This window comes from Fictibacillus nanhaiensis, from assembly GCF_042686385.1.
Taxonomy (GTDB): Bacteria; Bacillota; Bacilli; order Bacillales; family Fictibacillaceae; genus Fictibacillus; species Fictibacillus nanhaiensis.
In genome coordinates, this window is record NZ_JBHUPF010000006.1 from 775043 (window position 1) to 796438 (window position 21396).

Annotated in this window: 25 protein-coding genes; 18 read left to right on the forward strand and 7 right to left on the reverse strand. The window is 39.5% G+C overall.

The window, feature by feature from the left end:
* From ACFS5O_RS07450 to ACFS5O_RS07480, 7 genes are all read right to left on the reverse strand, one after another.
* The gene (locus ACFS5O_RS07450; RefSeq protein WP_205725336.1) at positions 1 to 678 is read right to left on the reverse strand and encodes a response regulator transcription factor; all 678 of its coding nucleotides are present in this window, start codon (positions 676 to 678) and stop codon (positions 1 to 3) included.
* A gap of 89 nt (positions 679 to 767) precedes the next feature.
* On the reverse strand, positions 768 to 2192 hold the full coding sequence (locus tag ACFS5O_RS07455; RefSeq protein ID WP_205725337.1) for a putative bifunctional diguanylate cyclase/phosphodiesterase: 1425 nt from the start codon (positions 2190 to 2192) through the stop codon (positions 768 to 770).
* 8 nt (positions 2193 to 2200) lie between these two features.
* Entirely contained in the window at positions 2201 to 3337 is a 1137-nt protein-coding gene (locus tag ACFS5O_RS07460; RefSeq protein WP_205725338.1) for a GGDEF domain-containing protein, read from the reverse strand.
* Positions 3338 to 3512: 175 nt separating this feature from the next.
* Positions 3513 to 5213, reverse strand: a complete 1701-nt coding sequence (locus tag ACFS5O_RS07465) for a methyl-accepting chemotaxis protein (RefSeq protein WP_205725339.1) — start codon at positions 5211 to 5213, stop codon at positions 3513 to 3515.
* Positions 5191 to 5706, reverse strand: coding sequence for a chemotaxis protein CheW (locus tag ACFS5O_RS07470; RefSeq protein WP_205725340.1), 516 nt, complete (start codon positions 5704 to 5706; stop codon positions 5191 to 5193). The genes ACFS5O_RS07465 and ACFS5O_RS07470 overlap by 23 nt, the downstream gene beginning before the upstream one ends.
* 229 nt (positions 5707 to 5935) lie before the next feature.
* A complete protein-coding gene (locus ACFS5O_RS07475; protein ID WP_205725341.1) occupies positions 5936 to 6139 on the reverse strand; it encodes a hypothetical protein in 204 nt (67 codons plus the stop codon).
* A 104-nt stretch (positions 6140 to 6243) separates the two neighbouring features.
* Positions 6244 to 6444 carry a hypothetical protein gene (locus tag ACFS5O_RS07480; protein WP_205725342.1) on the reverse strand — a complete coding sequence of 67 codons (201 nt, stop codon included), beginning with the start codon at positions 6442 to 6444 and terminating at the stop codon, positions 6244 to 6246.
* 173 nt (positions 6445 to 6617) lie between these two features.
* On the opposite strand from ACFS5O_RS07480, the gene ACFS5O_RS07485 reads away from it, so the two are divergent.
* The 18 genes from ACFS5O_RS07485 to ACFS5O_RS07570 all read left to right on the forward strand — a co-directional run bounded on the left by ACFS5O_RS07485 (position 6618) and on the right by ACFS5O_RS07570 (position 21350).
* Positions 6618 to 6920, forward strand: coding sequence for a magnetosome magnetite crystal formation protein family (locus tag ACFS5O_RS07485; RefSeq protein WP_205725343.1), 303 nt, complete (start codon positions 6618 to 6620; stop codon positions 6918 to 6920).
* Between the two features lie 90 nt (positions 6921 to 7010).
* Positions 7011 to 8090 carry a DUF4097 family beta strand repeat-containing protein gene (locus ACFS5O_RS07490; RefSeq protein WP_205725344.1) on the forward strand — a complete coding sequence of 360 codons (1080 nt, stop codon included), beginning with the start codon at positions 7011 to 7013 and terminating at the stop codon, positions 8088 to 8090.
* Between the two features lie 14 nt (positions 8091 to 8104).
* Positions 8105 to 8293 (forward strand): PspC domain-containing protein, encoded by a 189-nt coding sequence (locus tag ACFS5O_RS07495; RefSeq protein WP_205725345.1) that lies wholly within the window; start codon positions 8105 to 8107, stop codon positions 8291 to 8293.
* A gap of 1 nt (position 8294) precedes the next feature.
* The gene (locus tag ACFS5O_RS07500) at positions 8295 to 8666 is read left to right on the forward strand and encodes a phage holin family protein (RefSeq protein WP_205725346.1); all 372 of its coding nucleotides are present in this window, start codon (positions 8295 to 8297) and stop codon (positions 8664 to 8666) included.
* A gap of 237 nt (positions 8667 to 8903) precedes the next feature.
* Positions 8904 to 11303, forward strand: a complete 2400-nt coding sequence (locus ACFS5O_RS07505; RefSeq protein WP_205725347.1) for an immune inhibitor A domain-containing protein — start codon at positions 8904 to 8906, stop codon at positions 11301 to 11303.
* Positions 11304 to 11663: 360 nt separating this feature from the next.
* The gene (locus ACFS5O_RS07510; protein WP_205725348.1) at positions 11664 to 12164 is read left to right on the forward strand and encodes a DUF1062 domain-containing protein; all 501 of its coding nucleotides are present in this window, start codon (positions 11664 to 11666) and stop codon (positions 12162 to 12164) included.
* Positions 12165 to 12237: 73 nt separating this feature from the next.
* Positions 12238 to 12744: a GNAT family N-acetyltransferase gene (locus ACFS5O_RS07515; protein ID WP_205725349.1), complete on the forward strand. Its 507-nt coding sequence runs from the start codon at positions 12238 to 12240 to the stop codon at positions 12742 to 12744.
* A gap of 75 nt (positions 12745 to 12819) precedes the next feature.
* Positions 12820 to 13755: an HPr(Ser) kinase/phosphatase gene (gene hprK, locus ACFS5O_RS07520; protein WP_137791665.1), complete on the forward strand. Its 936-nt coding sequence runs from the start codon at positions 12820 to 12822 to the stop codon at positions 13753 to 13755.
* A gap of 22 nt (positions 13756 to 13777) precedes the next feature.
* Positions 13778 to 14593 carry a prolipoprotein diacylglyceryl transferase gene (gene lgt, locus ACFS5O_RS07525; protein ID WP_205725350.1) on the forward strand — a complete coding sequence of 272 codons (816 nt, stop codon included), beginning with the start codon at positions 13778 to 13780 and terminating at the stop codon, positions 14591 to 14593.
* Between the two features lie 16 nt (positions 14594 to 14609).
* Positions 14610 to 15578, forward strand: coding sequence for a nucleoside recognition domain-containing protein (locus ACFS5O_RS07530; protein WP_205725351.1), 969 nt, complete (start codon positions 14610 to 14612; stop codon positions 15576 to 15578).
* Positions 15553 to 16194 (forward strand): pyrophosphatase PpaX, encoded by a 642-nt coding sequence (gene ppaX, locus ACFS5O_RS07535; protein ID WP_205725352.1) that lies wholly within the window; start codon positions 15553 to 15555, stop codon positions 16192 to 16194. The genes ACFS5O_RS07530 and ppaX overlap by 26 nt, the downstream gene beginning before the upstream one ends.
* Positions 16195 to 16707 (forward strand): acyltransferase, encoded by a 513-nt coding sequence (locus ACFS5O_RS07540; protein WP_205725353.1) that lies wholly within the window; start codon positions 16195 to 16197, stop codon positions 16705 to 16707.
* Positions 16708 to 16796: 89 nt separating this feature from the next.
* Positions 16797 to 17387 (forward strand): hypothetical protein, encoded by a 591-nt coding sequence (locus ACFS5O_RS07545; RefSeq protein WP_066397668.1) that lies wholly within the window; start codon positions 16797 to 16799, stop codon positions 17385 to 17387.
* A 472-nt stretch (positions 17388 to 17859) separates the two neighbouring features.
* Positions 17860 to 19329 carry a sodium/proline symporter PutP gene (gene putP, locus ACFS5O_RS07550; protein ID WP_205725354.1) on the forward strand — a complete coding sequence of 490 codons (1470 nt, stop codon included), beginning with the start codon at positions 17860 to 17862 and terminating at the stop codon, positions 19327 to 19329.
* 95 nt (positions 19330 to 19424) lie between these two features.
* The gene (locus ACFS5O_RS07555) at positions 19425 to 19868 is read left to right on the forward strand and encodes a GNAT family N-acetyltransferase (RefSeq protein ID WP_205725355.1); all 444 of its coding nucleotides are present in this window, start codon (positions 19425 to 19427) and stop codon (positions 19866 to 19868) included.
* A gap of 70 nt (positions 19869 to 19938) precedes the next feature.
* On the forward strand, positions 19939 to 20247 hold the full coding sequence (locus ACFS5O_RS07560; protein ID WP_205725356.1) for a hypothetical protein: 309 nt from the start codon (positions 19939 to 19941) through the stop codon (positions 20245 to 20247).
* A 76-nt stretch (positions 20248 to 20323) separates the two neighbouring features.
* Positions 20324 to 20791: an SRPBCC family protein gene (locus ACFS5O_RS07565; RefSeq protein ID WP_205725357.1), complete on the forward strand. Its 468-nt coding sequence runs from the start codon at positions 20324 to 20326 to the stop codon at positions 20789 to 20791.
* Between the two features lie 16 nt (positions 20792 to 20807).
* Complete coding sequence (locus ACFS5O_RS07570; protein ID WP_205725358.1) at positions 20808 to 21350, forward strand: histidine phosphatase family protein; 543 nt, start codon at positions 20808 to 20810, stop codon at positions 21348 to 21350.
* The last annotated feature ends 46 nt before the right edge of the window (positions 21351 to 21396 follow it).

The following is a 21396-nucleotide window of genomic DNA, read 5'->3' on the forward strand; positions in this document are numbered from 1 at the left end:
TTATTGATCTTGCTTAGAGAGTAAGGTGTTCATTCCTTTTATCCAGCCATGTTGGTAGGCTCTGATTACAGCTGTCGTGCGATCTTTTACATCTAATTTCCTTAAGAGAGAAGCGACATGATTCTTAATCGTATTCTCACTTAGAAAAATGGACTGAGAAATTTCCCTGTTACTCATTCCAATGGAAAGCAATTCAAGAACCTCCCATTCACGTTCGGTAAGAAGATCATTCGGTCTTGAAAAAGAGAGTGGTCTCTTAAGAAGTATATATTCTTCCCATATCAAGAATGAGATCGCTTGTGGCATATATTTTTGGCCACAAAATATTAGAGTAATCGCATGCATCATGAGACTTGGGTCCATGTTTTTTAGAAGAACACCGTGAATGTTGAATGTTAAGCACTCAAGAAGCAAAGGAGCTTGTTGATCGATGCTTGGAACAAAAAGAACCACTCTAACATCTTGTTTAATAAAATGCTGAATAATCTCAACTACATTGAAATGCTTTATCCCCAAATCGACAAAGACAATATCAATGTTTTTAGCCAATTTATAGAGTGGATTATACTTATGACTTTCTATAGACGTGATGAAGATTTCATCCAATTCGTTTAAAAGCATATGTTGCAAAGAATCTTTAAAAATAATATCATCATCAATTAATAAAATGTGAATCATGTAGCACCTCACTAAGTATATATATTGCGAAATAAAAAGTAGATTGATTATAGATACTTTGATGGGCTCGGCAAATCTTGTTCACTACCTTATTCAACTTCTTTTGCTAAAGGTGAGTAATATTGAATGAGTGTTTCTACTTCTTTAGGGGGAAGAGGTTTGCTAAAATAATAGCCTTGAATTTCATCACAGCCTTCAGATTCTAAAAAACCGAGTTGTTCTTTGTTTTCGACTCCCTCTGCTAAAACAGAAAGATTCATGCTATGTCCCATGGTAATTATCGCTCGGATAATAGATTCATTAATAATCGATTTCTCGTGTAAAAAGGTTTGATCAATCTTCAAACGCTTAATGGGAAATTGACTCAAGTACTTCAGAGAAGAATATCCTGTTCCAAAATCGTCTAAAGCAATGCTTATACCCATTTCTTTAAATCGATTTAAAACTTTAAGGATATAACCTTCTTTCACAATGGCAATGCTCTCTGTAATTTCCAGTTCTAAGAATTGAGGATCAAGCTGGGTTCTGTTTAAGATGTTACTCACTATCTTCGGAAAGTCACTATGAAGTAGTTGAGCAATTGAAATATTTACCGAGCATCGAAGAGGGGGGAAATCAGCATCTTGCCAACGTTTATTTTGTTTGCAAGCTTCCTCGAGCACCCATTCTCCAACTGAAAAGATAATTCCTAATTTTTCAGCTAATGGAATAAAGTCGGAAGGTGAAATAAGCCCTAAGTGCGGATGGTTCCATCGTATTAAAGCTTCTATTCCAATTAGCTGTTTTGTCTTTATAGACCACTGAGGTTGATACACTAATGAAAACTCTTTACGTTTTAAGGCATGCCTTAATTCATTTTCAAAAGTGAGCTGATGCCCCGTAAACTTGTTCAACATGCCATTGTAGATTTTATAATTGTTTTTCCCTTCTTCTTTTACTCGGCACATTGCAATATCTGCAGTCTTTATTAGTCCGAGTACATTATGACCAGCGAAAGGGTACACACTCACGCCTATACTTACACTGACAAAGAGTTCGTTGTTATCGATGTAAAAGGGAAGCTTAAAAAGCCCCATTATCTCTTTGCAAAAGATTGTTATGTCTTGTTCATTTCGAGCATCTTCTATAAAGATCAAGAATTCATCACCGTTCATTCTTGATAAAGCTTTGGAGTTACTTCCTAACGACTGTAGTCTAACAGCTACCTCTTTTAACAGAGCATCTCCATTTAAAATGCCTAGCGTATCGTTGACTATTTTAAAACGATCTAGTCCTATCTTAACAACAGCCAATTTCTTACGACTTCTTTCGGCATTTATTAAGGCGAAGGTAAGCTCCTTTTTGAATGATTTAAGATTTGGTAATAGAGTTAATTCATCATAAAAAGTCATCTTATTCAGTTTTGTTTCTAACTTTTTTATTTGAAGATACAGTTCTTGCATTTGAGTATGGATCGTTGATTCTATAACGGGTTTTGGTTCAGCAAGTTGAACAGTGTTTTTCTTGCTCTTCATATAGCACCTCAATTCACTGTTTTTTCAAGAGCGTTTTCCAAATTCAATGCTTGAAATATCGTGAGCCTGTTTCTTCCTTCTTTTTTTGAAGTATAAAGTGCGTGATCGGCTTCAAAGATAAGCTGTTCAAGCGATTTTTCGTCTTGGATGGATGCTAGACTTGCACCAACGGAAATCGTAAGTTTCCCTTGTGGTTGGCTTTCTTCACCTAAAAAGATAAAATCTTCCACTTTGTTAATTAAGGCCGAGAGATGAGAAATTACTTCATCAGGATCAGGATTAGGGATGCAGATAATAAATTCTTCTCCACCATACCTGGCAATAAAATCAGATCTTCTTTTATGTTCTAGAAACAGCGTAGATATTTCTCTTAACGTTCGATCACCCATCAGATGCCCGTTCGTATCGTTATAAGTCTTAAAGTGATCGATGTCCATCATCACAATACATACAGGTATCTTATCTTGAAAATAAGAGTTTACATGCTTCCGGAAGTAAGAAATGTTTGGTAAGCCTGTTAAGAAATCATGAGTTGACTGGTATTCCAGAGTTTTTCTAAAGTTCAATGTAAAGTGTGCATTATTTATGATGTATACCATGGCTAAGATGGCAAAATAACAAAAGAGAGTCTGATAGAAATTCACTAATGATAAAGTTTTAGGTGTAAACGGTGATGCAACATACATAATGATTTCTCCAGTCAGCTGAAAAAATAGAAAGACTAAAGAAACTCTTTTGAAAGATAATCGTGAATCATAAGGGGTAATTCCATGTAGATAATGAAATAGAGCGCCGATGAAACTCACATAAAGAATAGAGCCAATTCCAAGCCAAACATTTGGTTCACCCATGAAATATCTTGCTATAGAAACGATTAGACTAGAGAACAAAGCGCCATACCAGCCACTTATATAGGCAAAAATAAGTAAAGGAGCAGCACGGAGATCAATGAGAACTCCATCCAACTGGTAAGATTCGGTCATGATAATAATCGCCATCATGCTATAAAGAATAGAAAAATAGAAGTTCTTTTTGTGTCTTAAATCATGATTAATAAATTCTCCAAGTTTTGTAATAACAAAAAGGAAGGTAATAATTAGGGTTAAATTATGGATATAAGTTGTAATTAAGTAGTTGGTTAGCATCTTAAACTTCCTTTTAGTGAAAATGATCAATACATATAAATGTTTTTTAAACAGATACAGTAAGGTTTAGCCAGAAAATCCACACCATGTTCTTTAGTTTGAGCGGTACAAACTAGCTGCTCTTGAAGACCAAATAGTAGATTTCCCACCTAATCCAACAACCTGAGAAAAGAGGCTATACCTTAAACTGGCTAGTAGCTTCTTGTAGTTCTTCCGCCATTGTTGATAAAGAGTTGGCAGATGAAGCGATTTCTTCCATGGATGCGAGTTGTTCCTCTGTTGCAGCGGAAACATTTTGAGCGCCAGATGCAGATGATACAGCAAGCTGAGAAACAAAATCGATTGATTTCACAACTTGCTCTGTACCAACGGCCACTTGTTCGGATGCAGCTGAGATCTCATTTACTTGTTGCGAGACCTCTTCAATGGAAGATAAGATTCTTCTGAAGGATTCTCCTGAAGACTGAGCAAGTGAGATTCCAAGTACCAGCTCTTTGTTTCCAAGTTCCATCGATTTCACAGCTTCCTTTGTATCCGCTTGAATGGAGTGGATCAACTGGCTGATTTGATTAGCAGAAGCTGCAGATTGCTCTGCTAATTTTCTAACCTCATCGGCAACTACTGCAAATCCTCTGCCATGTTCTCCGGCTCTTGCCGCTTCAATTGCAGCGTTTAAGGCAAGAAGGTTTGTTTGAGACGAAATGTTTGTTATCACATCCACGATCTGATCAATTTCTAAAGATCTTACTCCTAAACTCTGGATGGCCTTTCCGGTTTGTTGAAGGGATTGATCGATGGTTTCCATTTGTTTTACCATGTTATCCATCGATTGATTGCCTTCGTAAGCCAATTGAAGCGAGTCTTGTGAAGTGGTCGATACGTTCGTTGCACTAGCAGCGATTTGTTGAATGCCAGCACTCATCTCACTGATGACGAGTGAGCTTTCTCCCACATTCTTAACTTGGTTATCAGATCCACTAGCCATCTCTTGAATGCTTCCAGCAATTTGTTGTGTGGCTTCACTATTCTGTTCAGCACTTGCTAACAGTTGTTCTGAACTTGCTGCGACCGTCTGAGAACTGCCTTTGATCTGGGAGATGAGAAGAACTAAATTATTCTTCATATGCTCGAATGAACGAGCTAGCTCACCAATCTCATCTCTATTTTTAATGGAAAGATTTTTACCCGTTAAATCTCCGTTTGAAATCAATCCTGCTTGTTGGGAAAGTAGGAGAAGTGGTTTTGAAATTAAATGAGATATAAAGAGCGCCACTATAAAACCAAGAAGTACCGCAATGACAGAAAACAAAGTAACAAACCTAGCACCGTCTTTAAACAGATCAACAGAAGTATCAGCGGCTAATGTCGCACCTTTTTCGTTGATTTCAATCAATGATCTAAGATGGTCATCAGCTGAAGTCCATCCTGTATGCATTTCTAACTGAAGTTTGTTCGCGAGTTCGATGTTATTTTCACCTTTGGCTTTTAATACTGCTGGAATACCTTCTATGTAAGCGTCTATGTCTGCTACAAAGGCGTCATAAACCTTCTGCTCTTTGTTGCTATCTATAAGGGGTGCATACTTTCCGCTTCTTTCGTTCATTTCAAGGACAGTTTCATCTATTCTACCTGTTAGACGTTCAATTTCAGATTTTTCATCAGTGAGGATAAGTTTAAGAAGTATCCGTTGAATATCTGAAATATTTCCATTCATTCCTCCAAGGTATACAAGACTCGGTGTCCAAACATTGTTTATTTCTTCTGCCTTTTTTCCCATTCCATCCATTTTAATGAATGCTACAACACTGATTGCTACCAAGAGACTCAGAATAATTAAAAAGCTGCTGATCAGTTTAGCGCGAATGTTGAATTTCATGTTCTTCACTCCCTAATGAATGATTTATTGTTTCAGGTTTTAAAGCAGAAGCTTCTGAAATCAACAGCTGATCTACATCGAGTAATGTAAGTAATCTGTTTTCAAGTTTGGATATGCCTGTAAGGTAGGAAGGGATATTTTGATCAGTGACGGTGTTTGTTTGAATAGAATCGTGGGGAATATCGAGTACGTCAGTTGCTTCATCGACTACTAATGCAAATGGCTTATCTTCGTATTTGACTACAATGTACCTTTGCGATGAATATTCATGAGGATTTGATTCTGCTTCTGAAAATAAGAGGGTGCTTAGATTAATAACCGGAGTGATTGTGCCACGTAGGTTAATAACACCTAAAACGTGCTTTGGCATAGCTGGAACGACGGTAACTCGCTGTGTTTTCTCAATCGATAATACTTGTTTTACATAAAATGCGAATTCCTCACTGCCGATCTTAAACGCAACAGCTTTAAACTCATCGAAAGCATCTTTCAAATCCATCACCCTTTTCTTAAATTTGCAGTAGAAAGTCAAAGATTTCCCATCAGACTTTTATACTACAAATTAAATATCGTCTAATTAAAACATTTATGAATTAAATATATAGGAAAGGTAGGATTTAACTAACTGAAATAGGGCTTTTATACTATATTAAGGTAAAGGAAGAAAGCAAAAAAAAATACACCTTCTCATTTTAAGAAAAAGTGCATCCGAATTACTCGTTTTATTTATATTTTTCCTCTGAAGAAGAAGAATTTTTTGTGGCTTTCTTATCCTTTTCTTCACGCTTTTCTTGTTTAAGATCTTCCATCGGAATAGAATCTACATTTTGTTCGCTTTCAAATTTATCAAGCAGACTTTGTTGATCGGTCTTGTATTGTTCAGGATTGTCCATTTTGCTTTGTTGCTTCTCTTTCTCTTCAGCCATAATAAATCACTCCTGTCTTAGTTATGTATCCATTCCTTTTTTACGTGTTTATTAAACTAATTCTCCTCAAAACGACATTTTTCGTATAAAATAGATAGGTGTTTTTATTTCCATATCTTAGAAAGAATTTTATAGAGTACATAGTTGATCACCATAACGATGAATGAGCCGAATAGGCCAGCAAGAATTCGGTCACTTACAGTTAGTTCTATAGCATCTTCAGTCATAACGCCGAATATAATGCTAGTGATCATCAGTATAGCTAATACTATAAAAAGAATTTTTAACGTTTGAATCTGTTTCAATGGTGGTTGCTCCCTTGGGTGTTATTGTCATTATGATACGGAATTTTAGAAGTTATGTCGAATCGCTATAGAGAAAAAGGAAGTTTGTTCAAAGGGGTCGAAGTAAAAAAGGCACGTGCCTTTTGCTTGTCCCTTTTCGTTATTGGTTTTATTAAAGCAGGAGGTCTTGTTTGATGAAGGAAGGCTCGAAAAAAACTATTTCTGCACTATGTTATTTTAGTCTATTTTTTGCACCGTTTTTATTTCCGATCGCTGTGTATCTTATCGCAGATGAGCCTGAAGTGATGGAGCACGCAAAAAGATCGTTCTTATCCCATCTATTGCCTATTATCGCTGTTCCATTAGGGATTATTATCATTTTTGAAACGCAATATAATTTAGTCGCTATTATTATCAGTGCACTCATTTTTGGAACACTGGCATTAATTGTGATGATCTGGAATATTGTTAAAGGGATAAAGGTAATTGTCTCATAATCTTTTTTGTACAAGTAATACCGGAAAGTCTCAGACATCTTAGAATCAGCCGACGCCGGTGACGGAACCCCAAAAAGGAGGCGTCAATGTATGGAAGAACGCAAAATGATTTTAAACATGTTGAACGAAGGTAAGATCTCTGTTGAGGAAGCGGAGAAACTTTTGTATGCCCTGAACGACAAGAAAAAGTTACAGCTAAGCCCGATTGGTTCTCTCAATCTCAAAAAGAAGGCAGTCAACGGCGCGACAGCTGTCAAATTGCCGACATCCGGTTATAAAGTAGCGAAGTTTTTTGACCGAGTAGTGAAACGCATCAAAACGGTCGATTTTGACTTAAACTTTGGACCTTCTGAACCTGTTCACTATGTCTTTCAAGATAGCCATGTGATGTTTCAAGCGATGGACGTTGAAGTATACAACGGATCCGTAACGGTCATTCCGTGGGATCGAAAAGATGTGCAAGTCGAGTGCGATGCACATGTTTATAAAGTACCAGAAGGATCTTCGGCAAAAACTAAATTTAGAAATGAAACGTTTTATGATTGTGACGCAACTAAGATGCGCTTCTATTCTAGAAACAAGCATCAAAAAGTGAACGCCGTGATTTCCATTCCAAGAGAAGCGTATGATGAGATCAAGATCACAACGTTTAATGGTCCTGTTAAAATAAGCGATTCCCATGCAAAAACACTGACAGTAAAAACAACTGTCGGAGCGATTGCGATGAACCACTGTACAGGCGAATACGTAAAAGCTTCCGCTGCTAACGGTTCATTAACCCTAAACGATTGTCAGTTTAAAGATGTGGAAGCAGAAACGATGAACGGACCTGTACGTCTTTCTGTAGATGCTTCACAAGTCCGTTCAGAAACGATAAACGGTTCAATCTATTGCCGTTTTGCATCAGCTGTAGAAGGGTATGCATCTTTTAAGACGGTGACGGGAAAAATAGAAACAGAATTCCCAGAAACACTAGAGCTTGATGCCGTTCTTAAAACGATCGTCGGTGGATTCGTTTGTGACTTTGAGTCTGTCGATGTGCGAGAGGAAAAGAAAGAAGTGACTCGGAAGTTTCTTTCTTTTATTGCGAATGGAGGTAAGAGCTGGCCGTCTTTTAAATTGGAGGCGGAAGCGAAAACAGGCTCTGTTGTAGTGTTAAAAGCGAAATAGAGGTGACTTACATCATGAAAAAACTTAAGAGATCGAACGATGCGAAAATTTCCGGCGTTTGCGGTGGAATTGCTGAGTATATAAATGTGGATCCAACAGTTGTAAGACTAGGAACCGTAGCGCTTGCTCTATTTACAGCGGTTTTTCCAGTTGGTTTAGCTTACATTATCGCACTAGCTGTCATGCCAGAGGATGGCGTATAAAATGATGAGTTGGTTAGCCTCTTTATTGATTAACACCATTGCGCTAATGGTAGTAGCCGGCTATTTTGATGGGTTTCATATTGAAAACATCAGTGCTGCTCTATTAGCCAGCGTTTTGTTATCACTGTTTAATGTTTTTCTTAAGCCGATTCTAATCTTACTGACTCTGCCCGTAACTATTTTTTCATTAGGCCTATTTCTTATCGTCATTAATGCCGCACTATTATCTTTAACAGCGGAATTGATGGGCAACTCCTTTAATATTGATGGATTCGGTATGGCTCTACTTGCTGCAGTTATTATTTCCCTTTTGAATATGTTCCTGACAAACTTTGTTTTGGAACCTATAAAGAAAAGGCGGAAAAGAAAATAGCTTTCGAACATCTCTAAAAAATTAGAGGTGTTTTTTTGTTTTGTACGTAACAAAAGATAATCTGAACAAACGTTTGGAGTAGAAAGCATTGCTTTTAATTTAAAAATAAGAACAAATACCTATCATAATGTCAGGTTGTGTAGTAAATTGGTCCAATTTCAAATATTAGGCGATATGGTACATTTTAGTAGCGTTAAATATCTGAATATTCATATTAGTTAATCAGGAGGGGACGTAATGGGGAAAGGGAAAAAAGTTTGGGGTAAAACGCTACTAGCAACAAGTTTATCAATTGGACTAGCATCATCTTCTTTATTTGCAGGTTCAGTAGATGCAAAGGCACAAACTGCTTTAGATGAGGTTTTGAAGGGGAAACACAGTCATTCTCATTCTAGTTTAGATCTAGCGATTGTGAATGAAGATAAATTACTAGAATCACTTATTAAACGTGGGGTGATTTCGAAGGATGCTTCTGCAAAACAGAAGGAAGCAGCACTTCACAATTATTTAGAAGTAAAAGGTAAGAATGAAGAAGCAAAAGGGAATGATCCGCTGGCTGCTAAGGCAAAAGCTTCTGCAGCCGAAAAAGAGCAGAAATTTAAAGAGTTTAACAGCGGTCTATTAAAAGGCAAAGGAAATAAATACGGGCACCTTAAAGGGAATCCCGCACCTGTAGATGAAACAGCATACAATGGTGATGTTAGAAAAGACAAGGTACTCGTACTTGCAGTAGAGTATTCTGACTTTGCGCACAACAATATTAAGCCTGGGGAATCCGATAACTATTATCCTGATTATCCTCTATCACACTATGAAGATATGATTTTTGGTGACAATGGGGTTAAAGGACCGAACGGAGAAAAGCTTGTTTCTATGAAGCAATTCTATGAACAGCAATCAGGCGGCACATATTCTGTTCAAGGACAAGCTTATGGATGGCTAAAAGTACCTGGTACAGCAGCGTTTTATGGTGCTGATCGTGCATCAGGCGGTCATGATAACGTAACACCTGGAGGGTCTAAAAAACTAGTAGCAGATACTTATGCAGCAGCTAAAGCGGCAGGAGTACCGCTTCAAGATTATGATTTAGAAGATCCGCATGATTTAGATGGGGATGGTAATGTACGTGAACCGGATGGCTTAGTTGATCACTTGATGATCATTCATGCTGGTATGGGGCAAGAAGCTGGTGGGGGTTCACTTGGAGACAATGCGATCTGGTCTCATCGTTCAGCAAATTTTGTTGACCCAGATGGTCGAGGTAAAGGCCTTCCTGGTTTCTATGACTACACGATGATGCCAGAAGATGGAGCTACAGGGGTTTTCGCTCACGAATATGGCCATGACCTTGGTTATCCAGATGAGTATGACACGGTTTACTCGGGAACTGGTGAAGCGGTTGCTTATTGGTCTATCATGGCGAGTGGTTCTTGGGCAGGGAAAATTCCAGGTACAGAACCGACTGGATTCTCTCCACTTGCTAAGTCTTTCTTACAGTCAACATTAGGGGGGAATTGGACAACCCCAACAGCTGTTAACTGGGAAGATGTTTCTTCAAAAGGAACACAATTTTTACTTGATCAGGCAAACTCACCAAATGGAAAGAATGAACAAGCGATTAAAGTAAATCTTCCACAAAAGAAATCACCTGTAAACGCTCCTGCTTCAGGATCTTATGAATATTGGGGTGGACAAGCAGACGAATTGGATACAAATATGGTAGCTGATGTGGATTTAACAGGGAAGAACTCTGCTACACTAACATTTGATGCATGGTACGATATTGAAGAGCAATGGGATTTTGCTTTTGTACAAGTTTCAACGGATAATGGTGCGACATGGAAGTCAATCGGTAACGACAATACTCGTTCAGATGTAGTGCCGGAGGGGTATCCAACCATTCTTAACTCAATGCCAGGATTCACAGGGAACTCAAATGGATGGGAGTCACAATCATTTGATCTTTCTCCATATAAAGGACAAAAGATTAAGTTAAAATTACGTTCTGCTACTGACTGGGGAACTAGCCAAGCAGGATTCTACGCTGATAACATCAAAGTTGTTGCAGATGGAACAACTATTCTTGAAGATGGTGCAGAATCAGCAAGTAAGTTTGATTTAAAAGGATTTACTAAATCAGATGGTAACAAATATAGTGACCATTACTATCTATTAGAGTGGAGAAACCATAAAGGTGTAGATATGGGTCTTAAAAATATCAAACGCGGCAGTTCGCTCATGAGCTACGACGGCGGCTTAGTTGTTTGGTATGTTGATCCATCTTACACAGACAACTGGACTGGTGTTCACCCAGGTGAAGGTTTTGTAGGTGTAGTAGATGCACACGTGGATACGAATTTAACATGGAGCACTGGCGTACAAGCAAGTACTCGTTTCCATGTTGCGGATGCAGCATTTGGATTAGATAAAACATCTGGTTTAAATATTGACTATCCAGGCGTACAAACTTTGACTTTACCAAGTCAACCAGGAGTATCTTTATTTGACGATAGCAAGTCTTTCGAGAATCTATTAATGCCTGATGCTGGACGTAAATTAGGAAACTACGGTCTTAAAATACGTGTAAACGGACAAGCAAAAGATAAATCCGTTGGAGCTGTAGTAATCTACAAATAATATTCAATACCTCCTGCCTAAAGCGGGAGGTGTTTTATTGTATCCATATTTTAAATAAAATGTTAAAATAAAGATAATCTGTTTGAAAGAAAGGACATCAAGTGACCTGTATGCCAACATTTAACCTGTAATGGAAAACAATTTAGATCGCTTCTCAACCGTTAAGAAACAGCATGTTTCTGACCACGGGAGAAGTCTGTCTACAACCCATTACAGAGGAAATACAGCGAACTGCAGTCCGTTATTTCGGGTAACATTGCGTTCAAAGCTCTCCTTGTATGAGGGGAGCTTTTTTTACGTTCTGCAAAAAATCAAATAGAAGTTGTATTTCTTCACTATTTATTTTAGAGGTGAAGAAAAATGCAGATTCAACAATATGCTTTAGCACTCAATCAACAAATGAGTGCAGACACGGTAAAAAAACGGTGCAAAATGTGTGGGAAAGTTACGACATTTACAGATACGACCATTCAGAGACACAACGCAAACGGAAAGAACATCTATCAGTTTGCGATCTATAAATGTCCGAAAAACCATTCATGGAACAAAAAGCTCAACATCTATAAATCGTTCACAGAGCATGTCGATCCCCTATCGATCGTTCCTACATCCTTTATAGAGATAGAGCCCGGTAAGAAGATTACTTCCTTGAAGAGAGGGGATTCTTCATGCGAAATTAAGATAACATCGGTCAACGGAAGTTTTCGGATTGATCGCACACTTGCCGATCACCTTGAAGGGTGGAGTAGATCAGAAATCGCTCAAAACATAAAAACTGGCAAGATTCTGTTAAACGATTGTTTAACAAAACCAAGTCAAAAGCTCTCCGTTCATGATAAAATTTTTATAGATGTAAAATAAGAACAATAAACAGTTCAGCCGTTTGCTTCGAATTCGATCAAACGGCATTTTTCATTAAAAGGAGCTGAAGATTTTGCAATCGGATAGACTGAAATTCAGACCGTATACAAATGAGGATTTTTCATTTTTTGCCTCACTATGGGCAGATCCTGATGTCGTTCAATTCATCGGGAAAGGGGTAACGCGTTCAGAAGAAGAAGCTCGAAAAAGCTTTGATGATTGGCTTCTCCCAGGATATCGTGAGGGCAGAGGATTGTTTCTTATCGAGCATAGGGAAAGTATGCTTCCGGTCGGTCACGCTGGTATCGTGCAGCAAACAATCGATGGAAAAAAAGAGTTTGAGATCGGGTATTGGCTAGCGAAGGAATATTGGGGTAACGGCTACGCAACAGAGGCAGCGATTCACTTCAAAAATTACGCTGTTCAGGAACTTGGAATCACGCGCCTGATCTGTCTGATTCAGCGAAATAATAAAAAGTCTGTCTCTGTGGCATCCAGAATGGGTATGACCCTCCAAAAAGAAGGAACGTTTAATACGATACCAGTAAACGTTTACAGTTGGGAGAAAATGCAGAAATAAGCCTATAGTACTCTTTGGTTAATCCGTGGTTGAAGTGATACAATAGAATCATTGAAAAATGTCGAGGAGGACCCAATGGCTAAGGTACATATTCATGAACTCATAAAAAAATTTCATCTAGAGCTTGTTAGTGGTGAAGAAGGGATTCACCGCACGATTCGAACGAGCGACATCTCCCGGCCAGGTCTAGAGATGGCTGGTTATTTTACCTTTTATCCAGGTGAGCGACTACAGCTTCTTGGAAAAACAGAGCTTTCGTTTATTTCAGAGCTCGATCCGGAAACTCGCATGGAGCGTTTAACCGCGCTTTGTACGGATGAGACACCGGGAATCATCGTTTCTAGAGACATTGAAGTTCCTAAAGAGCTTCTTAAAGCTTCTCATAAAAGTGGAGTACCGATCATGCGTTCACCGGTTACGACAACACGTCTATCAAGTCGTATCACCAATTATTTAGAGAGCCGATTGGCGCCAACGACTGCTAAACATGGTGTTTTAGTAGATATATATGGAATCGGTGTTCTGATCACGGGTAACTCAGGTGTTGGAAAAAGTGAAACGGCTCTCGAACTCGTAAAACGAGGGCATCGGTTAGTAGCTGACGATTCGGTTGAGATCAGGCAGGAAGACGAAGATACGCTCATCGGCAGTGCACCAGAACTCATACAGCATCTGCTTGAGATTCGTGGTCTTGGTATCATTAACGTGATGACGTTGTTCGGCGCTGGCGCGATTCGCAACTATAAAAAAATCTCGATCGTTATGAATCTGGAAGCTTGGGATTCTAAAAAAGTATATGACCGATTAGGATTGGAAGAAGAGACAACAAAAATCATTGATACGGAGATACCGATCTTAACGATTCCTGTTCGTCCTGGACGAAACTTAGCGGTCATTATTGAAGTGGCAGCGATGAACTTCCGTTTGAAGAGAATGGGCATGAATGCCGCACAACAATTCTCAGACCGTTTGACTGATGTAATTGAAGCTGGAGATGAAGAAGACCTATAAGAATGTGAAGGAAGTGTAGACTGTGGAAGAAACGATTCAACCTCTAAATCGTGTAGCACTCGAATTAGGGCCGCTCACGATCTATTGGTACGGACTTATTATCGGGTTTGGTGCGATGCTTGGTCTTTGGCTCGCTGTAAGAGAATCAGACAGACGTGGGCTTGCTAAGGACACGTTCGTTGATGTAGTCATGATTGCAGTGCCTGTGGCTATTTTATGTGCAAGGCTTTATTATGTAGCGTTTGAATGGGATTTTTATAAAGACCATCCAGGAAAGATTCTTGCTGTATGGGAAGGCGGAATCGCGATTCATGGTGCACTGATCGGTTCGTTCTTAACGGCACTCGTTTTTTCAAGAGTAAAGAAGATCTCATTCTGGAAATTGGTTGATATCGCAGCTCCTAGCATATTGCTCGGTCAGGCGATCGGACGCTGGGGAAACTTCATGAACCAGGAAGCTCATGGTGGGGAAGTAACGCGAAACTTTTTAGAATCACTCATGCTTCCAGACTTTATCATTAATCAGATGTATATCGATGGCACTTATTATCATCCAACCTTTCTCTATGAATCACTATGGAGTTTCATTGGTGTTATCGTCTTGCTTTATCTACGACGTGTTAACCTTCACAGAGGTGAAATGTTCCTAACCTATATCATCTGGTATTCGATCGGACGTTTCTTTATAGAAGGACTTCGTACAGATAGCTTGATCGTTTGGGGAACCTCACTCCGAATTGCACAAGTGGTGAGCTTGGTCTGGATCGCAGCAGCTGTAATCATCTGGATCTATAGAAGAAAAGCAGGATTGGCGAAACAACGGTATCTAGAAAACTAAGGGAGGCGAATGAAGAGTGGAAACGTTAAAAAAAGGCACGCTTGCAGGCTTGAAAACCACTTGGACGCTCGGGAAGATTATTTTTCCTGTCACTTTACTCATCACACTGTTGAGTCACACACCGGTGTTAGATTGGTTGATCTCTGTTGTAGCACCAGCGATGAAATGGATTGGACTCCCGGGTGAAGCGGCCATTCCGCTCGTTCTCGGTAATTTTCTAAATCTATATGCCGGAATCGGGGGTATTCTGACCCTCGATTCCTTAACCTTACAAGACGTATTCATTCTCGCTGTTATGCTTTCGTTTTCTCACAACCTATTTATTGAGTCTGGTGTTGCAGCGAGTGTAGGTATCAAATTGTGGGTAATTCTACTCGTGCGAATCGGCTTGGCGCTATTCTCTGCTTTTATAATCAACCTTTTATGGGATGGTGGTACAGAAAAAGCGCAATACGGTTTTATCTCAAAGCCTGAAGCTGCTCCAAACGGTTGGGGAGAGATCATTCTCACCGCTCTTGAAAAAGCTTCACTCGGTATTCTGCAACTCGCATTTATCGTGATACCACTCATGATCATCATGCAATTTATGAAGGATAAAGGCTGGCTGAACAAGTTTTCGAGTTGGATGGCACCAGCTATGAAACTTCTTGGGATGAAAGAGAACACGTCCATGACGATGGCCGCAGGACTTACGATCGGTCTCGCATATGGAGCAGGTGTGATGATGCAGGCGGCGAAAGAGGATGGCGTATCAAAGAAAGATTTGTACCTTGCTTTTATCTTTCTCGTAAGCTGCCATGCTGTTGTTGAGGATACGCTTGTTTTTGTACCATTAGGCATTCCGGTTCTGCCGCTGTTGATCATTCGAGTTGTGACGGCGATTGTTCTTACCGTATTAGTAGCTTACGTATGGAACAAGATGGAACGGAAAAATCGTTTAACAAGAAAGGAACGACAACATGAAACGCAACACCATACTATTTGATCTTGACGGAACTTTAATCAATACGAACGAACTGATCATCGCTTCTTTTCTTTACACATTGGATAAGCACTTTCCAGAACAATACAATCGTGAGAGTGTCTTACCGTTTATGGGGATGCCGCTCGTTGAGACGATGGAGCAGTTCGATAAAGAAAAAGTATCAGAATTGGTTCAAACCTACCGTGAACATAACATTTCACATCATGATGAATTGGTGACAGAGTTTGAAGGAGTTTTTGAAACGGTAGAAGAATTGTATAAAAAGGGCTACAAACTGGGCATCGTAACTACAAAAATGAGAAATACAGTCGAGATGGGCTTACGTCTTGTAGGTCTTGATCAATTTTTTCAAACCGTTGTTACGCTGGATGATGTGAAAAACGCGAAGCCAGATCCAGAGCCTGTTCAAAAAGCACTCGACTTACTAGGTTCAACACCAGAAGAAGCGATCATGGTAGGCGACAGCAAGTACGATATTCTTGCTGGACAGAACGCTGGCACACAAACAGCTGGTGTAGCATGGACCATCCGAGGAAACGATTATTTGCAACAGTTTAATCCAGACTTCATGTTAAATGAAATGACGGATTTGCTGGATGTTTTAGGAGAGAGATAATTGCGAAATACTGAGCGTTATCCGGTTAAAGGAAGAAACTCGTTGTACCAAGTGTATGACACTGTTCCGTTCTGGAAAGTGGTTAAAAATTTCATAGCGATACAAGTGGGTAGGTACACGCCGTTTCTACCAATGAAAAATTGGCTATACCGTACTTTTCTAAAGATGAAGGTCGGAGAAGGAACGGCATTCGCGTTGATGGTCATGCCGGACATCATGTATCCTGAACGAATTTCAGTAGGGAAGAACTGTGTGATCGGCTATAATACAACGATATTAGCTCATGAATATTTAATAAAAGAATACCGTTTGGGTGACGTGATCGTGGGCGACGAAGTGATGATCGGTGCGAACTCTACGATCCTCCCAGGCGTTACGATCGGTGACGGTGCGATCGTATCAGCTGGAACACTCGTCCATAAAAATGTCCCCGAAGGATCTTTCGTCGGTGGGAATCCGATGCAGGTCATCTACACGAAAGAAGAACGCTCTAAGAGGGAAATGGAAAGCTAGAAATTTGTCGTAAGTTCCCCTCTTGGGTTTTCTTGTTTTTCGTCGTATACTTAAAACAGGCAAAAAAGCGAAAGCTGGAGGCGCATACTATGAGAAGGAAATCATTCTCGATCGTATTTATGAAAAACACGTTTAAAATTGGACACCTCGTTGAAGACAACTGTCAGTCTCAGCATGCACCGAAAGCATCTCATCCTCAAAATAAGGCCGAACAGTTGGCTGCCCGCGATACCTACCGTTTCCGGACTGCTGTGTCAAAAATGAAAGGTCATGGTCTTGTAAAGCATTATGAACTTCAAAGCAAACGTGCAAAGCTGGTTTTCTATGGCGACTATTCTACCTACAAACGTAACGTACCTCATATTGCGTTTACACGCGAACATTTTCAACACTACTTTGGAACAGAAGATTTAATCTGTGAATTTCTCCTTGATACTTCTATTTATTTATTTAAAGAACTCCATTTTTTAGAAGAGATCCAATTGGATATCCCGAGTCATGGCAAGATGTATACCGTTGAATTAACAAGACAGGAACTCGATGACTATATGAAGTGTGATCTGGCCGAAATGAAAGATGGTCATCACCATCGTTTCTTCTATATCTACCGAGACGAAGAGCTGGATCTATTTACGAATCAATTTGTAAAGGTCAAACGTTTAAGACGAAAAAAATTATAAAGTAGTTAAAACTGGCGCCCAATCGTCTTAAGAATGGGTACCAGTTTTTTTGTTGTGTAGGGAGTGGGAGATAGCGTGAATGAAGGCTAGCAGCTAATGAAACATAGCGAAATTTGTCGAGGATTGCAGACTCGTGGATAAACAGCTAAAACTCGTGGATTGAGCACCAAAACTTCTGGATTGAGCACCAAAACTTCTGGATTGAATGCAGAAACTTCTGGATTCAGCACCAAAATTTCTGGATTGAATGCAGAAACTTCTGGATTCAGCACCAAAATTTCTGGATTGATAAGCCCTTATGAGCCATGCCACTTTGTTTTGGTAGCTAATAAACTCCAATACTAGAAGTCTTTCCAAAAAAAATCTATTCCTTTTGTCGAAAAATGTCTTTATAATAAAAATGTTCCTTTTTTAAATTTTGAAAATATTGAAAGCGTTTTTACAACAAGAAAAGGCAGGAGGAAAACTGAATATGGAATATGGAGTTATTTTTTCAATTAGTGTGTACATGATCGGAATGGTGCTGATCGGGCTTTATGCGTACCGAAAGACCGATAACCTTACCGATTACATGCTTGGCGGAAGAAATCTTGGACCAGCGGTTACTGCACTAAGTGCGGGTGCATCAGATATGAGCGGATGGCTGTTGATGGGACTTCCGGGTGCAATGTACGTATCTGGTTTAAGTGCTGGATGGATTGTGATTGGACTGTGTGCAGGAGCGTATCTAAACTGGCTATTTGTAGCACCACGACTACGAACGTATACGGAAGTAGCGAACAACTCCATTACGATTCCAGATTATTTTGAGAACCGATTCAAAGATACCTCTCGCATACTTCGTATAACGTCTGCGTTAGTTATCGTGATTTTCTTTACGTTCTACTCATCATCCGGTATGGTTGCGGGCGGACAATTGTTCGAGACAGCCTTTGGTCTGAATTATATGTGGGGAATCTTGCTTACAGCTGGAGTAGTTATTATTTATACATTATTCGGCGGTTTTTTAGCGGTAAGCTATACAGATTTCGTACAAGGTGCGATTATGTTTGTTGCTTTAATTCTTGTACCATTCGTTGCGATTCTAAAAGTTGGTGGATGGGATGCTTCGTTTAACGAAATCGAAAGCATCAGTCCGACTTTGCTTGATGCCTTTACGGGGACAAGCTTGATCGGTATCATCTCCTTATTAGCATGGGGATTAGGATACTTCGGCCAGCCGCATATTATCGTTCGTTTTATGGCGATCTCATCTGTAAAAGAAATGAAGAGCGCAAGACGAATCGGAATGGGATGGATGGTTTTCTCGATCGTTGGAGCAATGTTCACAGGTCTTGTTGGGATTGCTTACTTCAACCAAGCAGGTGCTCCGCTAGGGGAATCAAAAGCTGAAACGGTATTTATCTTATTATCTGAAGTATTGTTCCATCCAATTATTACGGGCTTCTTGCTTGCTGCGATCTTAGCGGCAGTTATGAGTACAATCTCATCTCAGTTGCTGGTAACATCTAGTGCTTTGACAGAAGATTTTTACAAAGCATTCGTAAAACGATCAGCTTCCGATAAAGAGCTGGTGTTAGTAGGGCGTTTGGCAGTTTTAGCTGTAGCCGTTATTGCATTTGTGATGGCTCTTAATCCAAGTGAAACGATCCTAAATCTTGTAGGTTATGCATGGGCTGGATTTGGTGCAGCTTTCGGTCCAGTTGTCTTGTTGAGTCTATATTGGAAGCGAATGACGAAATGGTCAGCTTTTGCAGGTATCGTAGTCGGGGCTGTTACGGTTATCGTTTGGGAACTCATTCCAGCCATGGCTGATGTGTATGAGATCATTCCTGGATTCATCGCATGTACACTAACGATCGTAGTCGTTAGCTTGATGACAAAAGAACCAAGTGCAAGTATCCAAGAAGAATTTGAAGAAACGAAAAGATTAGTAAGTTAATAGTGTGGATATGGACCTGACCAAATAGCGGATTTAATTGCTGATTTGGTCAGTTTTTTCTTAGAATAAAGTTACTGATAGGGGAGGACTGTAGTATGGAATTCATGATTCTTGAAGGAATGCCAGAGGAGGATCTATTGAAGCGTATCCTTCAGCTACATGAAATAATCTTTGGTGCATCAAATGACGATCTCCTTTTTAATATGAAATTGAAGAATAAACTAACGATCGTTACAGCTATTCATCATTCAAAGGTAGTTGGTTATAAAATAGGCTATGAAATCGATCATAACACTTATTATAGTTGGCTAGGCGGAGTCGACCCCGTTTATAGGGGGCAAGGAGTAGCTTCGAAGTTAATGAAACAACAGCATGAGTATCTGAAAATGAAAGGGTATTCTGTTGTTCGAACCAAAACGATGAATAAGTGGCGCCACATGTTGCTGTTAAATATTAAAAATGGGTTTGATGTGAAGGAAACGTATATGAATAAAAATGGGTTGCATAAAATTGTACTCGAAAAAAAGTTATGTGATTAAACAATTGTTTAAAAAGAATTCACTCTTAATAGCTGCGCCTGCATATGATGGTCTAAGCGGGGTGACGGATATGAGGATAAAAGATAGAGTGAAACTTTGGTTCTTAGGATCGCTTTATCCGAAAAATTCATTACAACCGATTGATAGCACAGAGCAGTTTGTTCGTGAACTAAATAATGGATGCCCGGTAATCTTTACGTTAAGAGATGTTTACGGATTGATTCTATTTGATAAAGAAGAACAGCTCGGAACACTGTATATAAAAGATGTGTTCGGAATCACGGAAGACTATAGAAACTATTACTCAATACTTGAGTTGATCTCGTTCTACAGTGAGCATGTTAAGGAAGGAATATTATTCTATACAGAGAATAATTAAAGAATCATATTCTGTTGAACACCTCAATACTTGAGGTGTTGTTTTATTACCTCTTTAGAAAGTGAGTCATCATTATATGCCTACAATTATACATCGAGAATTTGTACATGCTTCTGCAGAAGTCTGCTTTGATCTTTCGCGAAACGTAGATATACATACTGAAACGACCTCTCATACAAGAGAAAGAGCGGTAGGTGGAGTAACGTCAGGTTATATGGAAAAAGGCGATCATGTAACGTGGGAGGCCATTCATCTTGGCGTAAAACAAAGGCTGACTGCAAAGATTATTGAGATGGAGAGGCCGCATATGTTTGTAGATGTGATGGTGAAAGGTGCTTTCCATTCATTCGTACATACCCATACTTTCGAACCGAAGAAGAACGGTACCATTATGGTGGATCATTTTCATTATAAATCTCCGTTTGGCGTGATTGGAAGGTTAGCAGATTGGTTGTTCCTAGAAAAGTACATGACGAATTTTTTAGTAGGACGGGCGAGAGCGCTAAAAGAGATCGCAGAAAATAGACACCACACATTAAGATAGAAAGCGGTGATCAGTGATGAAGATAGGAATGGTACGTCATTTCAAAGTCAAACGAGGCTATCCGACTGAAAAATGGATCACGCCTTCTGAATTTGATCAGTGGCTGAAAGAATACGAAGCTTCTGATGTAGAAGAAACAGACGTTGACCTAGGTGGAATCAATTGGAACACCTGCTATTCGAGCACCGTTCGTCGTGCAGAATATACAGCAGGGAAGATTTATAGAGGGGATTTGATCAGAACGGATGATCTTCGTGAGATTCCTGTTTATCCGTTTTTTAAAAGAGACATTAAGATCCCCATGATTTTATATCCTCTTTGCATCCGAACAGCATGGTTCTTTAACCACAAGTCTCAGCTAGAGCGTAGGACTGATGTTGAGATGCGTGTTTCGAAGATCGTTGACCGCATACTTGAAGAAAATAAAGAAAATGCACTAGTCGTAAGTCATGGTGGACTCATGATGTTTATGCGAAAAGAACTGATTAAAAGAGGTTTCAAAGGACCAAGGTTAGGGCGACCCGAAAACGCAAAGCTTTATTTGTTTGAGAAGAGGTAATGGCTGTCGAGGAGTGTCGAAAATCGGATAAATTATTTTATCCGTG